This window comes from Streptomyces sp. ISL-87, assembly GCF_018614095.1.
Taxonomy (GTDB): Bacteria; Actinomycetota; Actinomycetes; order Streptomycetales; family Streptomycetaceae; genus Streptomyces.
Genome location: NZ_JAGGOY010000153.1, coordinates 12,665 through 29,393, shown reverse-complemented (window position 1 = coordinate 29,393; position 16,729 = coordinate 12,665). Strand labels below are relative to the sequence as shown.

Here is a 16,729-nt window from a genome sequence, read left to right as displayed (position 1 = left end):
TTTCCGGCCACGGCACTAGGGTCGGGGGATGACTCTTGAGGAGCTCGGCAAGGCGCGGTATGTCAGTCTCACCACTTTCCGTAAGGACGGCACGCCGGTGGCCACCCCGGTGTGGGCGGTGGCGGAGGGGGGTGAGCTGTACGTCTGGACGCGCAGCGATTCGTGGAAGGTCAAGCGGATCCGCAACAACGGGCGGGTCACCGTCACCGCGTGCGACGCGCGGGGGCGTGTGACGGATGGGGCGCCTGTCCTGGAGGGTGAGGCGCGGCTGCTGGACGAGGCGGGGCTGAAGCGGGTGCGCGGGCTGATGTCCCGCAAGTACACCTGGCAGTTCTGGGCGGTGGATCTGCCGGCCGCGGTGGTCCGGCTGGGCAAGCGGCCGCACAGCGGGATCGCCGTCAAGCTTTGAGATTCCCGTAGCCCGCCCGTAACACGGGTGGGATCCAATGCGGGCATGGAGACCGCTACTTCGCTGATGATCGGTCAACTCTCCGAATACTTGCGCGGGTTGACGCAGAGGCTGGATCCCGGGGCAGGCTGGTACGGGGAGTTCCTGCGGCGGGACCCGGATGGGATGCGGGCCTGCCTGGACGGGGTCGCGATGCCGCCGTGGGATGTGATGGAGTCGCTGCTGGGGGACCTCGCGGTGGCCGGGGGCGGGGAGTCGGTCGAGCGGGAGACCGAGTACGCGGCCGGGCTGCGGGCGGCGGCCGTCACCGCGTGGGACCGGCTGCCGGGCGGGGCGGAGGAACTGCGCACCCTGCTCGCGGCGGCCGTCGCCCAGCGCACGGCATCGGAGACGGCCGTACGGACACTGACGGCCCGCCTGGACACGGCGACCTCCCGGGCGGAGACCGAGACCCTGGCGGGCGAACTCTCCTGGGCCCAGGACGACACCGCCAGGGCCACCGCCAGATGCGAAGACCTGACGGCCCGCCTGACCGCCCTCCGCCGGACCGCCCCCACGCCGGGACCGGTGTCGGCCGCCCCCTGGGCGGGGCGGTCGGGTCCGGGTCCGGCGGACTCCGCCGGTCCGCGTTCGCCGCACGGGGCGGCCGGCCCGCTGGCGGGGCGGCCGACGGTGCCCGGGGGTCCGGCCGCCGGTACTGCCGAGACTGAGCCATCGGCCCGGGGAGCCGGGCCGGAGTCCGGGTGGCAGGGGGATACGGAGCCGAGGCCTGGCGGCCAGGCCGCTGAACCGCTGCCCGGGGTGCCGCGGCAGCGGGCGGGGAACGCGGAGCCTCCCACCGAGGCAGCGCGGCCGGTCGGGCGGGCCGAGGGGCGGTGGCTGCGCGGCGCGCGACGTTCCGGCGGGGCCCGGTACGCGGGCGCGGCAGTCGCCGAGGCCCAGGCCTTCACCCCGCCGCCGGGCCACCCGGACGGTGCCACCGCGCCGCGAGGGGCCCGCTTCGGCCGCCCCCGGCCGGACTCCGCCCTCCCCGCTCCCCGGGGAGCCCGCTTCCCCCGGCCGGAGCCGGAGCCGGAGGCGCAGCCTCACCCAGCCGACGGCGCGCCCCTGGACGCGGAGGCGGACTCGTCCTGGGCCGGCCGGGACCCCCGGCACCCCGCCGCCGCCCCCGCACCGGCCGACCCGGGCGGCGACTGGCTGCGCGGTGGGGAGTCTTGGGTCCAGCCGGGGCCCGGGGCCCAGACCGGAATTGAGCCTGGTATCCCGCCCGCCTCGGGCGGCGACTGGCTGCGCGGTGGGGAGTCTTGGGCCCAGCCGGGGCCCGGGACCCCGAGCGGAATCGAGCCTGGTATCCCGCCCGCCCCGGGCGGCGACTGGCCCCGCGGCGTGGAGCCTTGGGTGCAGCCGGACCCCGGGACCGCGCCCGGGCCCGCGCTCGGAGCCCCGTCCGGCACGGGACCCGGGCCCGGGAGCCCGGTCGGAGCTGGGCCCGGAGGCCCGTCCGGCACCGGGGCCGGGTCCGGGAGCCCGGTCGGAGCCGGGTCCTGGGGGGAGCCCGGCCCCCAGGCCGTCGGCGGGGCGCATCGGGGGATCGGGGGGTTTGTCGCCGAGCTGGTTGGGCTTCGGGGGCAGGGGCGGAGTGGGGAGGCGCATGCGTTGCTGTGTGAGGCCGCCGCGTGGCCTGCCGAGCGGTTGCCCTGGCTGGCCGGCGAGTTGGGGCGGGCCGGGCTCGCGGCCGACTGGGCCACGCTGCTCTGGGAGGCGGCCTCGCTCCCGCCCGAGCGGCTCGCCGCGGCCGCCGCCGCCCTCGGCGAGGCCGGCCGGGAGGCCGATTCCGCCGCGCTGCTGCGCCAGGGCGTGGCCCGCCCCACCGCCGAGATCGCCGAGGCGGCCCTCGCCCTCGGGGCCGTCGGCCGGGACCGGGAGGCCGAGGCCCTGCTCGGCGCCTTCGTCCGGGTCCGCACCGCCGAGGAGGCCGCCGCCCTCGCGCGCCGCGCCCCGCAGTGGTTCGCCCCGCGCCTGCTCCACGCGGCCAAGGCCCTCTCCGGGACGCACCATCGCGATCTGGTCCACGCCCTGCGCGTGGCCGGGATCGCCGGGGCGTAAACCGCCCGCCTCCTGACCGCAAACGACCACGGGACGACGTAACTTGATCGACTACTCCAACCGCGCACGGCGGTCTTGCCCCACGGTGTGACGAGGCCTACGTTCTACTCCCTACGGACTGCGTCTACGTGCGTAGAAGCCGGCGTTCCCGTCGCGAGGAGCAGCTCATGGCCCAAGTCGTCCGCGCCGCACTGGTCCAGGCCACCTGGACCGGAGACACCGAATCGATGATCGCCAAACACGAGGAGCACGCCCGCCGGGCAGCCGCCCAGGGCGCGAAGATCATCGGATTCCAGGAGGTGTTCAACGCCCCCTACTTCTGCCAGGTCCAGGAGCCCGAGCACTACCGCTGGGCCGAGCCCGTCCCCGACGGCCCGACCGTCCAGCGCATGCGGGCCCTCGCCCGCGAGACCGGCATGGTGATCGTCGTACCGGTCTTCGAGCTGGAGAGCGAGGGCTTCTACTACAACACCGCCGCCGTCATCGACGCCGACGGCAGCTACCTCGGCAAGTACCGCAAACACCACATCCCCCAGGTCAAAGGCTTCTGGGAGAAGTACTACTTTCGCCCGGGCAACCTCGGCTGGCCCGTCTTCGACACCGCCGTCGGCCGCGTCGGGGTCTACATCTGCTACGACCGCCACTTCCCCGAGGGGTGGCGCCAACTCGGCCTGGCCGGAGCCCAGCTGGTCTACAACCCCTCCGCCACCCACCGCGGCCTCTCCTCCTACCTCTGGCAGCTGGAGCAGCCCGCCGCGGCAGTCGCCAACGAGTACTTCATCGCGGCCATCAACCGGATCGGACAGGAGGAGTACGGCGACAACGACTTCTACGGCACCAGCTATTTCGTCGACCCGCGCGGCCAGTTCGTCGGGGAGGTCGCCAGCGACAAGGAGGAGGAACTCCTCGTCCGCGACCTCGACTTCGACCTGATCAAGGAGGTTCGCGACCAGTGGGCCTTCTACCGCGACCGCCGCCCCGACGCCTACGGAGGGCTCGTACAGCCGTGACCAACCCGATCCCCCTGCACAGCCGCCACCGCTCCGTCATGCCCGACTGGCTCGCGCTCTACTACGACCGCCCCATCGAGCTCACCCACGGCGAGGGCCGCCACGTCTGGGACGCCGACGGCAACCGCTACCTCGACTTCTTCGGCGGCATCCTCACCACGATGACCGCCCACGCCCTGCCCGAGGTCACCAAGGCCGTCTCCGAGCAGGCCGGCCGGCTGATCCACTCCTCCACCCTGTACCTCAACCGGCCCATGATCGAGCTGGCCGAACGGGTCGCGGCCCTGTCCGCCATCCCCGACGCCCGGGTCTTCTTCACCACCTCCGGCACCGAGGCCAACGACACCGCCCTGCTGCTCGCGTCGACGTACCGCCGGTCCAACCAGATCCTGGCGATGCGCAACAGCTACCACGGCCGGTCCTTCTCCACCGTCTCCATCACCGGCAACCGCGGCTGGTCCCCGACCAGCCTCTCGCCGCTCCAGACGTACTACGTCCACGGCGCGGTGCGCACCCGCGGCCCCTTCGCGCACCTGGGCGACGCCGAGTTCACCGCCGCCGCCGTCGCCGACCTGGAAGACGTACTCGGCCAGGCCCGCGGGGGAGTGGCCGCCCTCATCGCGGAACCCGTCCAGGGCGTCGGCGGCTTCACCTCCCCGCCCGACGGCCTCTACGGGGCCTTCCGCGAGGTCCTCGACCGGCACGGCATCCTCTGGATCAGCGACGAGGTGCAGACCGGCTGGGGACGTACGGGCGACTACTTCTGGGGCTGGCAGGCGCACGCCCAGAACGGCCCGCCGGACATCCTCACCTTCGCCAAGGGCATCGGCAACGGCATGTCCATCGGCGGGGTCGTGGCCCGCGCCGAGGTGATGAACTGCCTGGACTCCAACTCCATCTCCACCTTCGGCGGCTCCCCGGTCACCATGGCGGCCGGCGTCGCGAACCTCGCGTACCTGCTGGACCACGACCTCCAGGGCAACGCCCGCCGCGTAGGAGGCCTGCTGCTGGAGCGGCTGCGTGCGATCTCCGCGTCCGTGCCCGCCGTACGGGAGGTCCGCGGCCGGGGCCTGATGGCCGGGCTGGAGCTGACCCGGCCCGGCACCGACCAGGCGGACCCGGAGGCGGCCGCGGCCGTACTGGAGGCCGCCCGCCAGGGCGGTCTGCTGCTCGGCAAGGGCGGCGGACACAACACCAGCGTCCTGCGCATCGCGCCGCCGCTCTCCCTCACCGTCGCCGAGGCGGAAGAGGGTGCCGAGATCCTCGAACAGGCCCTTCACAGCATCGACTGAGCCCTTCACAGCATCGACTGACCCCCGGGGAGACGTACATGACGATCCGCACCCTGATCCGCGGCGGTCTCGTCATCACGGCGGCCGACGAACTCCACGCCGACGTGCTGATCGAGGACGGACGCGTCGCGGCCCTCGCGGCCCACGGCTCCGCGGCGGCCGACGCCTGGACGGCCGACCGTACGATCGACGCGAGCGGGAAGTACGTCATCCCCGGCGGGGTCGACGCGCACACCCACATGGAGCTCCCCTTCGGCGGCACCGCCGCCTCGGACACCTTCGAGACGGGCACCCGGGCCGCCGCCTGGGGCGGCACCACCACCATCGTCGACTTCGCCGTGCAGAGCGTGGGCCACTCCCTGCGCGAGGGGCTCGACACCTGGTACGACAAGGCCGACGGCCAGTGCGCCATCGACTACGCCTTCCACATGATCCTCTCGGACGTCAACGAGGGGACCCTGAAGGAGATGGACCACCTCGTCGGGGAGGGCGTCACCTCCTTCAAGCTGTTCATGGCCTACCCCGGGGTCTTCTACAGCGACGACGGGCAGATCCTGCGCGCCATGCAGCGGGCATCCTCCAACGGTGGGCTGATCATGATGCACGCCGAGAACGGCATCGCCATCGACGTCCTCGTCGAACAGGCCCTGGCGCGCGGGGAGACCGATCCCCGCCACCACGGCGAGGTCCGCAAGGTCCTGCTGGAGGCCGAGGCCACCCACCGGGCGATCCAGCTCGCGCGGGTCGCGGGCGCCCCGCTGTACGTCGTCCACGTCTCGGCGGAGGAGGCGGTGGCCGAGTTGGCCGCCGCCCGCGACAAGGGTCTGCCGGTGTTCGGGGAGACCTGCCCGCAGTACCTCTTCCTGTCCACGGACAACCTCGCGGAGCCCGACTTCCAGGGCGCCAAGTACGTCTGCTCCACCCCGCTGCGGCCGCGCGAGCACCAGGCGGCGCTGTGGCGGGGCCTGCGGACCAACGACCTCCAGGTGGTGTCCACCGACCACTGCCCGTTCTGCTTCCGCGGGCAGAAGGAGCTCGGCCGCGGGGACTTCTCCAAGATCCCCAACGGGCTGCCGGGCGTGGAGAACCGGATGGACCTCCTCCACCAGGCCGTCCTGGACGGGCACATCAGCCGCCGCCGCTGGATCGAGATCGCCTGCGCGACCCCGGCCCGGATGTTCGGCCTCTACCCCCAGAAGGGCACCATCGCGCCGGGCTCCGACGCCGACATCGTCCTCTACGATCCGCACGCCGAGCAGGTCATCTCCGCCGCGACCCACCACATGAACGTGGACTATTCGGCGTACGAGGGCAAACGGATCACCGGACGCGTCGACAGCGTGCTCTCGCGCGGCGAACTCGTCATCGACCGGCACGAATACACCGGCCGGCCCGGCCACGGGGCCTTCATCCCCCGCTCCGCCTGCCAGTACCTGTAAGCCTGTAAGGAGCTGCCATGGACTTCGGCCTCGTCCTGCAAACCGACCCGCCCGCCTCCGGGGTCGTCAGCCTCATGCGCCGTGCCGAGCGCAACGGCTTCCGCTACGGCTGGACCTTCGACTCGGCCGTGTTGTGGCAAGAGCCGTTCGTCATCTACAGCCAGATCCTGGAACACACCCAGGAGATGCACATCGGCCCGATGGTCACCAACCCGGGCACCCGTACCTGGGAGGTCACGGCCTCGACCTTCGCCACCCTCAACGACATGTACGGCAACCGCACGGTGTGCGGGATCGGGCGGGGTGACTCGGCGATGCGGGTGGCCGGGCGCAAGCCCAACACCCTGGCCCGCCTCGGCGAGGCCATCGACGTCATCCGCGACCTCGCCGAGGGCCGCGAGGCCCTGGTGGACGGCAACCCCCTGCGGATCCCCTGGGTCAGGGAGGGCAGGCTCCCGGTGTGGATGGCGGCCTACGGGCCCAGGGCCCTCGCCCTGGCGGGGCAGAAGGCGGACGGCTTCATCCTCCAGCTCGCCGACCCCTACCTCACCGAGTGGATGGTCAAGTCGGTGCGGGAGGCCGCCGAGGCCGCCGGCCGGGATCCGGACGCGATCACCATCTGCGTGGCGGCGCCGGCGTACGTGGGCGAGGACCTCGCCCACGCCCGCGACCAGTGCCGCTGGTTCGGCGGGATGGTCGGCAACCACGTCGCCGACCTGGTCTCCCGCTACGGCGAGCACTCCGGCATGGTCCCGGACGCCCTCACCGAGTACATCAAGGCCCGCCATGGCTACGACTACAGCCACCACGGCCGCGCCGGGAACCCGTCCACCGACTTCGTCCCCGACGAGATCGTGGACCGGTTCTGCCTGCTGGGCCCGCCGGAGGCGCACATCGAGAAGCTGCGGGCGCTGCGGGACCTGGGCGTCGACCAGTTCGCCGTCTACGACATGCACGACGCGAAGGAGGCGACGATCGACGCGTACGGGCAGCACATCATCCCGGCGTTCAGATCCTGACCCCGTTCAGATCCTGACCTGAAGGGACGCGAGCTCATGCTGGAACACACGATCGGTGATGCCCGGGAACCCCGTGATCGCGTGGAGCTCGCTCCCGGCGAGGTTCCCTCCGACGGCCGCTTCGCCAACACCGACCTCCTCCCCGTACCGGTCGAGGCCAGGCGTTGGACGACGTACAACTTCGCGGCCCTCTGGGTCGGCATGGCGCACAACATCCCCTCCTGGCTGCTCGCCTCCGGGCTGGTGGCCCTGGGGATGGACTGGAAGCAGGCCGTCTTCACCATCGCCCTGGCCAACCTCGTGGTGCTGGTGCCGATGCTGCTCACCGGGCATGCCGGCCCCAAGTACGGGATCCCGTTCCCGGTCCTGGCCCGGGCCTCGTTCGGGGTGCGCGGAGCCAATCTGGCGGCGCTGATCCGGGCGGCCGTGGCCTGCGCCTGGTTCGGGATCCAGACCTGGATCGGCGGGTCCGGGATCTTCGTGCTGCTCGGCAAGATCTTCGGCGGCTGGGCGGAGGCGGAGCGGATAGCCGGCCAGCCCTGGACGCTGTGGCTGTGCTTCGCGGTCTTCTGGGCCCTCGAACTCGCCATCATCTACCGGGGGATGGAGACCCTGCGGCGCTTCGAGAACTGGGCCGCGCCGTTCGTCATCGTCGGCGCCCTGGCGCTGCTGGTGTGGATCGGGGTGAAGGCGGGCGGCTTCGGTGAACTGCTCGACCAGCCGTCCCGGCTCGGCTGGGGCGCGGACTTCTGGCCGGTCTTCTTCCCGTCGCTCATGGGGATGATCGCCTTCTGGTCCACCCTGTCGCTCAACATCCCGGACTTCACGCGCTTCGGCGCCGGCCAGCGCTCCCAGATCCTCGGGCAGACCCTGGGGCTGCCGACGACGATGACCCTCTTCGCGCTGCTGTCGGTGTTCGTCACCTCCGGCTCCGAGGCGGTGTACGGCACCCCGATCTGGGACCCGGTGCTGCTGGTCTCCCAGACCGACAACGTCTTCGGGCTGCTCTTCGCCCTGGTGACGGTGCTCGTCGCGACGATCTCGGTGAACATCGCGGCGAACGTCGTCTCCCCGGCGTACGACCTGGCGAACTTGGCCCCCCGCCTGATCAACTTCCGCACCGGGGCCCTGATCACCGGTGTGGTCGGCGTACTGATCATGCCGTGGAAGCTGACCTCGACCCCCGAGCTCTACATCTTCACCTGGCTCGGCCTGGTCGGCGGCCTGCTCGGCACCGTCGCCGGCATCCTCATCGCCGACTACTGGATCGTGCGGCGCACGCGGCTGTCCCTGCCCGACCTGTACCGGGAGGGAGGGCCGTACTGGTACCGGGGCGGCTGGAATCCAAAGGCGCTGGCCGCCTTCCTGGCCGGCGGGATCCTGGCCATCGGCGGATCCCACTCGGCCCCCGGCCAGGGCCCCTTCCCCCAGGACGGCCTGATCCCCTTCCTGCGGCCCCTCGCGGACTACGGCTGGGCCGTGGGCCTCGCCTCGTCCCTCCTCCTGTACACGGCCCTCACCCGCCGGGAGCCCGCTGCCGCTGACTGATTCCACCGGGTGTGCGGCGGTCCGCAACAGGCTCTCGGTGGGGTTTGTCGGTCGGCCGTGATTACCTGGGGACATGATCGATGAATTTCTGGCCCGTGACCTGTCCGCCGTCGAAGAGGCCGTCCGCAAGGCGGCGGCGGTCGAGATCATGCCGAGATTCCGGCAGCTCGCCGACCACGAGGTGGACCAGAAGAGTGGTCCGCACGACCTGGTGACCGTCGCCGACCGCAAGGCCGAAGAGCACCTCACGGCCTCGCTGACGCGGCTGCTGCCCGGCTCGGCGGTGGTCGGCGAGGAAGCCGTGCACGCGGACCCGACGGTGTACGGGGCGCTGCGCGAGGAAGCCCCGGTGTGGATCGTGGACCCGGTCGACGGGACCCGGCAGTTCGTGTCCGGCGACCCCGGCTTCTGCACGCTGGTGGCGCTGGCCCACCGGGGGGAGATCCTCGCCTCCTGGACGTTCGCGCCGGCGCTGGAGGAGCTGGCGACCGCCGTGCGCGGGCAGGGTGCGTACGTCAACGGCACGCGCATCCACAGCGGTTCGCCGGAGCCCGGCGCCGAACTGCGGGTCGCCATGGCCCACCCGCTGTACACCTCCGAGGCGGACAAGGCGAAGCTGGCCCGGCTGGATGTCCCCGGAGTCGCGGCCCGGCCGTGCGGTTCGGCCGGCCTGGAGTACCTGAAGGTGGCGCGGGGCGAGATGGACGGGCTGGCCTTCACCTGGCCCTCGGCCTGGGACCACGCGGCCGGGCTGCTGCTGGTCGCCGAGGCGGGCGGGGCGCAGAGCACGGTCGCCGGGGTGCCCTACCGGGTGGACCGGGACAATGAGCTGCCGTTCGCGGTGGGCCGGGACGAGGCCACGGCGATCCGCATCCGCGAGCTCCTGCGGGGAGCGTAGCCGGGTCCCGCGGGGCGCGTAGCCGTCCTGCGGGGCGCGTAGCCGTCGTGCGGGATCCGCGGACCGGCCCAATATCCTAGAGGCAATGCCATCCTGAGGGCATTGCCGCCGCCGGACGAAGGAGTCGCAAGTGCCGTCGATTCTCGATGCGGTCGTGGTGGGGGCGGGGCCCAACGGGCTGACGGCCGCGGTCGAACTGGCCCGACGGGGCTTCTCGGTGGCCGTTTTCGAGGCCGCCGAGACGGTCGGCGGCGGGGCCAGGACCGAAGAGCTCACCCTCCCCGGCTTCCGGCACGACCCCTGCTCGGCCGTGCACCCGCTGGGCATCGGCTCGCCGGTCTTCGCCACGATGCCGCTGAAGCGGTACGGGCTGGAGTGGCTGCACGCCCCGCTGCCCATGGCGCACCCCTTCGACGACGGCACGGCCGCCGTGCTCTCGCGGTCGGTCGCGGAGACCGCCGCCTCCCTGGGGCCGCGCGACGCCGGCACGTACCGGCGGCTGGTGCGGCCCTACCTCGGCAAATGGGACACCCTGACCCGGGACTTCATGTCGCTGCCCTCCACCGCGCTGCCCCGCGACCCGGTCACGCTGGCCCGGTTCGCGCTCACCGGGCTGCCGCCCTCCACCTGGCTGATGCGGCGCTTCCGCGACGACCGCGCACGCTCCCTGTTCGCCGGACTCGTCGCGCACGTCATCGCACCGCTCGGCGGGATCGCCACGGGCGCCGTCGGCCTGGTCTTCGCGCTGGCCGCGCACGCCGGCGGCTGGCCGATGCCGCGTGGGGGGTCCCAGTCCATCTCGGACGCCCTCGCGGCGTACCTGCGCGACCTCGGCGGGACGATCCACACCGGCTTCGAGGTCAAGCGCCTCGACGACCTCCCGCCGGCCCGGGCGTACGTCTTCGACACCTCGCCGGCCGCGCTGGCCCGGATCGCCCGGCTGGGGCGCGCCTACGACGGCTACCGGTACGGGGCCGGAGTGTTCAAGATCGACTACGCGCTGGACGGCCCGGTGCCGTGGACCGCCGAGGAGGCCCGCCGGGCCGGCACCGTCCAGGTCGGCCCCCGCACCAGCGACATCGACGCCGCGCTACAGCTGGCCTCGGGCGGGCGGGCCCCCCGTAACCCCTTCCTGATCACCGCGCAGCCCAGCCTGGTCGACCCGAGCCGGGCCCCGGAGGGCAAGCACGTGTTCTGGGCGTACGGGCATGTCCCGGCCGGCTGGGACGGCGACCTCACCGACGCGATCGAGCGGCAGCTGGAGCGCTTCGCCCCAGGGTTCCGCGACCTGGTGCTGGCCCGCGCCACGGCCGGCCCGCCGGAGCTGGCCGCCCGTAACGCCAACTACATCCGCGGGGACATCGCCTGCGGAGCCGCCTCGGGCCTCCAGCTGCTGCTGCGGCCGAAGCCCAGCCTCTTCCCGTACGCGACGGCCCACCCGGCGGTCTTCATCTGCTCCTCCGCCACCCCGCCGGGCCCGGGCGTCCACGGCATGTCGGGGCACAACGCGGCGAAGGCGGTCTGGCGACGCCTGCGGGAGACCGCCTGAGGGCGGTACCCCCAGGCGGCTCGGGCTACGGGGCTACGGGCTACGGGCTACTGCCAGTCGTCCCAGGGCGGGTCCATGTCCTCCGGCTCGAAGGGCGGCTCTTCGTCGTACGGTGCGGGCGCCGAGCGCTGAGCCGCGGCCGCGGCCACCGCGGGAGCCGGGACCGCAGGAGCGGGGACGGCCGGGACCACGGAAGCCGGGACCGTAGGAGCCGGGACCACAGGAGCCGGGACCACAGGAGCCGGGACCACAGGAGCCGGGACCGCAGGAGCCGGGACGGCCGGCACCGGCCTGGCGGGGTCCGGGACGCCCGCAGGCGCAGTCTCACTCGGCGGCACAGGCTGCTCGCTCGGGGACCGCGAGGCGTTGGAATCGGCCAGGGTGTCCAGGACGCCCTCGGCGTATTTGGCGAGCTTGGCCTCGCCGACGCCGCCGATCGTGCCCAGCTCCTCGACCGTGGCGGGCAGCCGCGTCGCGATCTCCCGCAGTGTCGCGTCGTGGAAGACGACGTACGCCGGTACGCCCTGCTCGCGCGCCGTCGCGGCCCGCCAGGCGCGCAGGGCCTCGAAGACCGGCGTGGCAGCCGCCGGCAGGTCGACCGGCACTCGGGCACCCTTCCCGGAGCGCGACCGGGCCTCCTTACGGGCCGGACCGGCCGCCGCCGCCGTCTCCTTCCGCATCAAGATGGTGCGGCGGCTCCCCAATACCTCGCCGCTGGCATCCGTCAGCACCAGCGTCCCGTACTCGCCCTCCACCGCCAGCAGACCCAGCGCCAGCAGCTGCCGTACGACCCCCCGCCATTCCGCGGTGCTCAGATCCGCCCCGACCCCGAACACCGAGAGCGCATCGTAGTCGAACTGGATGACCTTGGCCGTCTTCTTGCCCTGCAGGATGTCGATGATCTGGCCGGCGCCGAACTTCTGCCGCCGTTCCTTGGCCAGCCGCCACACCGTGGACAGCAGCTTCTGCGCCGCGACCGTCCCGTCCCAGGACTCGGCCGGCGTCAGACACGTGTCGCAGTTGCCGCACGCCCCGCCCGACTGCCCGAAGTACGCCAGCAGCCCCATCCGGCGGCAGTTGACCGTCTCGCAGAGCGCGAGCATGGCGTCCAGGTGCCCGGCCAGCGAGCGGCGGTGCGCGTCATCGCCCTCGGAGCCGTCGATCAGCTTGCGCTGCTGCACCACGTCTTGCAGCCCGTACGCCAGCCACGCCGTGGCAGGCTCCCCGTCGCGGCCGGCCCGGCCGGTCTCCTGGTAGTAGCCCTCGACCGACTTCGGCAGGTCCAGGTGCGCCACGAAGCGCACATCCGGCTTGTCGATGCCCATGCCGAACGCGATCGTGGCCACCACCACGACCCCGTCCTCCCGCAGGAAGCGGGCCTGGTTCGCCGCGCGCGTGCGAGCGTCCATCCCCGCGTGGTACGCGACGGCGTCGATGCCCTGCTCCTTGAGGGAGGCCGCCGTCTTCTCCACCGACGCCCGCGAGAGGCAGTAGACGACCCCGGCATCCCCGTCGTGCTCGTTCCGGATCAGCTCCAGCAGCTGCTTGAGCGGGTTGTTCTTCGGGACGATCCGGTACTGGATGTTCGGGCGGTCGAAGCTGGCGACGAAATGCCGGGCGTCCTCCAGCCCCAGCCGCGCCGCGATCTCGGCGTGCGTCGCCTCGGTGGCCGTCGCGGTCAGCGCGATCCGCGGCACCTTCGGCCAGCGCTCGTGCAGCATGGACAGCGCGAGGTAGTCGGGCCGGAAGTCGTGACCCCACTGGGCGACACAGTGCGCCTCGTCGATCGCGAAGAGCGACACCTTGCCCCGGTCGAGCAGCCGCTGCGTGCCCTCGGTGCGCAGCCGCTCGGGGGCCAGATACAGCAGGTCCAGCTCATCGTCGAGGAAGGCCTGCTCGACGGCGCGCCGCTCGTGCGGATCCTGCGTCGAATTGAGGAACCCGGCCCGCACCCCGAGGGCGGTCAGCGCGTCCACCTGGTCCTGCATCAGCGCGATCAGAGGCGAGACCACCACGCCCGTGCCTTCTCTGACCAGCGCCGGGATCTGGTAGCAGAGCGACTTGCCGCCGCCGGTCGGCATCAGCACCAGCGCGTCGCCGCCGCCCACGACCTGCTCGATGATCTGCTGCTGCTCGCCGCGGAAGGAGTCGTACCCGAAGACGCGGTGGAGCACCTGCAGGGCATCGGAGATCTCAGCGGGGGCGTCCGAAATGGTCATTCCAGAAGCCTAGCGGCCGTTTCCGACACGCCGGGCCGCCTCCGCCGAACCTGTGGATAACCCCTTTCGTCCCGCCGCACCGCCGCGGTCAGCCCACGGCATCCCGGGTCAGGACGTTGACCTGGGCGCATCCGTGCTTGCGGCTCACCGCGGCGACGAAAGCCTGGAACATGGTCTCCCGCTCCGGCGAACGCGTTCTGGCCCCGGGCGAGGAGGATGTCGTTGTAGGAGTCGTTCCAGTTCATCGAGGCGTACACGCGCCCGCTCGCGCACATCGCAGGAGCCCACCCCGGTGTCTCGGGGCAGTTCTCCATCCTCACGTTCCCCGACAGCGACGCGGGAGTCGTGTACCTGGAGCGCTTCACCAGCGACCTCTACCTGGAGAAGCCCGCGGACCGCCGGCCCTACCACTTCATGTACGACCACCTCCAAGCACAAGCACTCGGCCCCGAACAGAGCCGCCGGTTCATCCGCGACACCATCCGGATCTACACCCGACCCTCATAAGCGGTGGGCAGCGTCGGCGCTCAGCCAGGAACACCGCCTTCCCAACCGGACAGGGCTCCGCAGGCAGCACACGTCGCGTTGCCGACGGGTTCTCGCACCGGCGCGGCAGCCGCCGGGACATCCTGGTTGCAGAGCCAGGCGGCATTCGTATTCCGTTCCAGGACGTACCTGAAGCGTTGCTGGCGCCTCAGTTCAAGGATGTCCCTGTGCCGCATTCGACCCACCCCAGACGATGCCAATGCGCTCCAGAACGCACCTAGTACTGCAAAGATCAGCACAAGCCTCATCAACACGTCTGCCACAGCGGGTCCTTTCCGGTGACGGATTCGCGCAGCGGGGCCCGCGGTCGAGCCCTCAGCAACATCTCGACATAACGCAGCGGCATATGCGGAGTTACGCCCCGCTCTCTCATTGCAGCCATGTGCAGCACGCTGTCGGGTTGCAGTAATTTCCGATTTCCATGAGGCGGCCCGGCGCCGCGGAGGCCGGACGGAAGCGTGACGGCCCGACGGCACGGGGATCGCCGACCCCCACTCGGGCGATACCGAAACGTGCGCGATCGGGAAGCCGGCCGGCACGGACGCCGCCCCCGCGACACCCCGACCCGCCACCGCGCCGTCACCGATCTGAGCTGCGGCGATGACCGCGGGCGAGATGCACGAAGCGAGATCCTGACGGGTTCGACACGAGTGCAGAAACGATAAAGTGAACGGTCAACACTCGTGCGCTCGGTCATCATCACCCGCATGGCGCATACCCTGACCGACGCCGGGAGCGTTGGTTGGACTATGACAAGAGCAAACGTCGCTGCAATCCTCCGTCGGCAAACAGCAGAGGAGGGTCTCCCCGTTCGCCCCAGGGTCGCCCGGATGGGTAAATGGACATTCACACCGGCTTCATCGGACCGCACCCAGGGCGAGAGTGCGACTCTGCATCATGAAGGTCGGAAAATCGAGTTGAATTACTCGTCCTCAATCTTTGAGGATTTCCTGAAGGCGATCAGCGCGATCCATCACGAGTTCGACCGACGGTCGCAAGACATGGCTGCATCCGGAATGTGCACCGACGACCAAGTGAGGCACAGCTCCCGTGTATGAACCATACGGTCATCACGACTGGAACGGCTTCCACACCCAGCCGGAGACCCGCATGTTTCGGCCGGGGCCGGATCCCGAACAGCACATCGCCACGGGGCATCCGTCGCTCGGACTGGGCCAGGGGAACAGCGCATGGGATCCGGAGGAGGAGCTCGCCTTTCTTCTTCAGGAGAGCATGGCCACCGCCGGCCAGGCGGAGCCCTTCGACCGAGTCGTCTTCGACGAAGCAAACGACACGATGAGCACCGCCGGGCTGGTAGCCGGACCGCCTGGCATCATCGGGCCGCCGGAGGCACAAGCGCCCGGCGGGCACCGCCGGACCGTCACGGCGAAGGCGCCGGCAGTGGCCCTGATGCGAACGGGCAGCCTCTGCACAGCTGTGTTGGTCGCGCTCCTCGCCGGCGCCGTGAGCATCCTCAGCGGCCTTGCCGTCTGCGACGCCCTTCGGCACAGTGCCGTGCCTCACACCGCCCACGACGTGGTCAGCTGGTGGCCGCTGCTGATCTACGGACCCTGGATGGTCGCCTCCCTGTCCATCCTCAGGGCGGCCCTGCACCAGCGCCGCGCCGCCCACTCCTGGTCCATCGTCCTGTTGTTCTCCACCCTGGCCACACTCCTGTGCGTGTCCCAGGCGCCGAGAACGCTCGCCGCCCAGGCCGCGGCGACACTTCCCGCCATCGCCGCGCTCGCCTGCTTCCAACAGCTCGTCCGCCAGATCACGCTCACCCGACCGCCCCGTCAACCGACGCCACGGCACCGCAACTCCAGGCCCTCCCCTGCCCCCAAACTCCGTTACGGGGCATGACGGTCACGTCTGGGAAGTCCCTGGCCGGGATCGGTCCGCCGCCCGTGCGAAGCAGTTCTGTGCCCGGCAGACGGTCGCCGGGTGCGGTCGAGGGCGGTGAAGGCCGTGACGACGCCCTGGCGGAGGGGGGTGGCCGCTGAGACGAGCAGGGCCGGAGTCTGCCGTGCCAGTCGTGGCCACGCTGACAAGGGCAGAGCCGGCGCTGCCGCATACGGCGCCGGAGACGAAGGCGCAACAGCCGCTAACCGCATGGAGAACGTGGTCCTTCCCAGAGCCGGAGTGATCGTTTTCATCTGAGGAACGACAACCGAATCCGATAAGTCACGGGCAATCCGCAATCTCGGCACGACGGCCTTCGAGCACCGCCCGTGCACGCGAAGTCGGCCCGGGCACCTCACTTACCGCAGCTCGGAGCCCCATCCCGGTTGCCCGGACTCCGCTGCCCCCTGTGTGACGGCCCGCCCCGCCGACCCAGACCGACCGGGCTCGCGAGGCGCTGAAGCATCACGTACCCCGCACCACACCGCCCCCACCCACCCACCCACCTACTGAGAGAGGACAGCAACAATGGCGTACGAGCTCTCCTACGCTGAGCGAATCCATTACAAACGGCTTCAGGACGCCGCCTACCAGGCAGGCCTGGACGCCGTCACCCATCTCGAGGCAGCCCTCGCGCTCGCAGGGCTGGTCCTCCCCTCCCTGGCCAACGACGGGCCCTTGGGCTCCCGCGGATTCGTCCGGCTCGGCGGATGCAGCGTCGCCGTTGCCAACCAGCTCGCCGAGTTGATCGCCGCAGGCGCCCATGCCCTGCAGGCGCAGCGGACATGAGCA

General features: G+C 71.5%; 12 protein-coding genes and 1 pseudogene. 12 read left to right on the top strand and 1 reads right to left on the bottom strand.

The genetic code is table 11. The features are described 5' to 3' along the window. Nucleotides 1-28 precede the first annotated feature (28 nt). The 9 genes from J7I97_RS37845 (at nucleotide 29) to J7I97_RS37805 (ending at nucleotide 11,270) form a co-directional block, all read left to right on the top strand. Nucleotides 29-409: a PPOX class F420-dependent oxidoreductase gene (locus J7I97_RS37845; RefSeq protein WP_214944775.1), complete on the top strand. Its 381-nt coding sequence runs from the start codon at nucleotides 29-31 to the stop codon at nucleotides 407-409. A gap of 45 nt (nucleotides 410-454) precedes the next feature. Beyond that, the gene (locus J7I97_RS39400; protein ID WP_251059545.1) at nucleotides 455-2,515 is read left to right on the top strand and encodes a hypothetical protein; all 2,061 of its coding nucleotides are present in this window, start codon (nucleotides 455-457) and stop codon (nucleotides 2,513-2,515) included. Nucleotides 2,516-2,682: 167 nt separating this feature from the next. Then, complete coding sequence (locus J7I97_RS37835; RefSeq protein WP_214944773.1) at nucleotides 2,683-3,525, top strand: nitrilase-related carbon-nitrogen hydrolase; 843 nt, start codon at nucleotides 2,683-2,685, stop codon at nucleotides 3,523-3,525. Between the two features lie 38 nt (nucleotides 3,526-3,563). After that, complete coding sequence (locus J7I97_RS37830) at nucleotides 3,564-4,817, top strand: aspartate aminotransferase family protein (RefSeq protein ID WP_214944779.1); 1,254 nt, start codon at nucleotides 3,564-3,566, stop codon at nucleotides 4,815-4,817. A gap of 38 nt (nucleotides 4,818-4,855) precedes the next feature. Beyond that, nucleotides 4,856-6,256: a dihydropyrimidinase gene (gene hydA, locus J7I97_RS37825; protein WP_214944771.1), complete on the top strand. Its 1,401-nt coding sequence runs from the start codon at nucleotides 4,856-4,858 to the stop codon at nucleotides 6,254-6,256. A 17-nt stretch (nucleotides 6,257-6,273) separates the two neighbouring features. Continuing rightward, a complete protein-coding gene (locus J7I97_RS37820) occupies nucleotides 6,274-7,275 on the top strand; it encodes a TIGR03842 family LLM class F420-dependent oxidoreductase (RefSeq protein ID WP_214944769.1) in 1,002 nt (333 codons plus the stop codon). 36 nt (nucleotides 7,276-7,311) lie between these two features. Then, nucleotides 7,312-8,823 carry an NCS1 family nucleobase:cation symporter-1 gene (locus J7I97_RS37815; protein WP_214944767.1) on the top strand — a complete coding sequence of 504 codons (1,512 nt, stop codon included), beginning with the start codon at nucleotides 7,312-7,314 and terminating at the stop codon, nucleotides 8,821-8,823. 73 nt (nucleotides 8,824-8,896) lie between these two features. Further along, nucleotides 8,897-9,721, top strand: a complete 825-nt coding sequence (locus J7I97_RS37810; RefSeq protein WP_214944765.1) for an inositol monophosphatase family protein — start codon at nucleotides 8,897-8,899, stop codon at nucleotides 9,719-9,721. 130 nt (nucleotides 9,722-9,851) lie between these two features. Continuing rightward, nucleotides 9,852-11,270: an NAD(P)/FAD-dependent oxidoreductase gene (locus J7I97_RS37805; protein WP_214944763.1), complete on the top strand. Its 1,419-nt coding sequence runs from the start codon at nucleotides 9,852-9,854 to the stop codon at nucleotides 11,268-11,270. Between the two features lie 47 nt (nucleotides 11,271-11,317). Here J7I97_RS37805 and recQ read toward each other — a convergent pair whose 3' ends face one another. Next, nucleotides 11,318-13,489: a DNA helicase RecQ gene (recQ, locus tag J7I97_RS37800; RefSeq protein ID WP_214944761.1), complete on the bottom strand. Its 2,172-nt coding sequence runs from the start codon at nucleotides 13,487-13,489 to the stop codon at nucleotides 11,318-11,320. A gap of 264 nt (nucleotides 13,490-13,753) precedes the next feature. Here recQ and J7I97_RS37795 point away from each other — a divergent pair. From J7I97_RS37795 to J7I97_RS37785, 3 genes and pseudogenes are all read left to right on the top strand, one after another. Continuing rightward, nucleotides 13,754-13,996: pseudogene (locus J7I97_RS37795) on the top strand (Scr1 family TA system antitoxin-like transcriptional regulator); the annotation flags it as partial. A gap of 1,149 nt (nucleotides 13,997-15,145) precedes the next feature. Further along, nucleotides 15,146-15,898 carry a hypothetical protein gene (locus J7I97_RS37790; protein WP_251049487.1) on the top strand — a complete coding sequence of 251 codons (753 nt, stop codon included), beginning with the start codon at nucleotides 15,146-15,148 and terminating at the stop codon, nucleotides 15,896-15,898. 567 nt (nucleotides 15,899-16,465) lie between these two features. Further along, a complete protein-coding gene (locus J7I97_RS37785; protein WP_214944757.1) occupies nucleotides 16,466-16,726 on the top strand; it encodes a hypothetical protein in 261 nt (86 codons plus the stop codon). The last annotated feature ends 3 nt before the right edge of the window (nucleotides 16,727-16,729 follow it).

Coding starts and splice junctions, on each gene's coding strand:
- J7I97_RS37845 (WP_214944775.1), top strand. CDS start 29: ATGACTCTTGAGGAGCTCGGCAAGGCGCGGTATGTCAGTCTCACCACT.
- J7I97_RS39400 (WP_251059545.1), top strand. CDS start 455: ATGGAGACCGCTACTTCGCTGATGATCGGTCAACTCTCCGAATACTTG.
- J7I97_RS37835 (WP_214944773.1), top strand. CDS start 2,683: ATGGCCCAAGTCGTCCGCGCCGCACTGGTCCAGGCCACCTGGACCGGA.
- J7I97_RS37830 (WP_214944779.1), top strand. CDS start 3,564: ATGCCCGACTGGCTCGCGCTCTACTACGACCGCCCCATCGAGCTCACC.
- hydA (WP_214944771.1), top strand. CDS start 4,856: ATGACGATCCGCACCCTGATCCGCGGCGGTCTCGTCATCACGGCGGCC.
- J7I97_RS37820 (WP_214944769.1), top strand. CDS start 6,274: ATGGACTTCGGCCTCGTCCTGCAAACCGACCCGCCCGCCTCCGGGGTC.
- J7I97_RS37815 (WP_214944767.1), top strand. CDS start 7,312: ATGCTGGAACACACGATCGGTGATGCCCGGGAACCCCGTGATCGCGTG.
- J7I97_RS37810 (WP_214944765.1), top strand. CDS start 8,897: ATGATCGATGAATTTCTGGCCCGTGACCTGTCCGCCGTCGAAGAGGCC.
- recQ (WP_214944761.1), bottom strand. CDS start 13,489: ATGACCATTTCGGACGCCCCCGCTGAGATCTCCGATGCCCTGCAGGTG.
- J7I97_RS37790 (WP_251049487.1), top strand. CDS start 15,146: ATGTTTCGGCCGGGGCCGGATCCCGAACAGCACATCGCCACGGGGCAT.
- J7I97_RS37785 (WP_214944757.1), top strand. CDS start 16,466: ATGGCGTACGAGCTCTCCTACGCTGAGCGAATCCATTACAAACGGCTT.